The sequence below is a fragment of the Xanthovirga aplysinae genome (assembly GCF_009711365.1).
Taxonomy (GTDB): Bacteria; Bacteroidota; Bacteroidia; order Cytophagales; family Cyclobacteriaceae; genus Xanthovirga; species Xanthovirga aplysinae.
In genome coordinates this window covers 1-526 of the sequence record NZ_SMMB01000159.1, presented here as the reverse complement: position 1 = coordinate 526, position 526 = coordinate 1, and the positions used below count along the sequence as shown (strand labels likewise).

At 41.1% G+C, this 526-nt stretch carries 1 protein-coding gene; it reads left to right on the top strand.

Annotation, left to right across the window (positions count from 1 at the left end; genetic code table 11):
• Positions 1-526, top strand: a 526-nt coding sequence (locus E1171_RS23200) for a hypothetical protein (protein ID WP_187696103.1), incomplete at both ends; no start/stop codon positions are given.

Genomic DNA, 526 nt, shown 5'->3' with positions numbered 1-526 from the left:
GGCTGCTTTAATCTTTGGCCATTACAATAAGACATTTGGTTTCCAAAAAAATGATGGGACCGGAACCAACCTACAAGCTGCCTTAATTATTGGAGATAACAATACGACTATTGGTTATCAAAAAGTCCGACGTTCTTCCGGCCCAAGTGGAGCACCAGATGATGTCTTCGGATTAATAGACATTAACTCCAACGGGTTGCCTTCCCTCCATGGGCTTTCATTCTTTAGATTAAATGCCCAGGCTGCCATTGTAAAAGGTGAGTGGAATAAAACAGAGGGTTATCAAAAGCTGGAAGGTCCAGGCCTCAATGCTCAGTTAGCTATTGTAAAAGGGAACAAAAACCATACCGTTGGATATCAGGAAAATGAAAGCCGTGGCATTTTAATAAACGGTTTCCCTACAACTAATGCCCAGGCTGCCATTGTCCTAGGTGATAACAACTACACAAAAGGAATTCAAATTAACAAAAGTGTTGCAGGAAACAATTTTCAAGCTGCTTTAGTAATTGGCAGCTGGAATAAGACA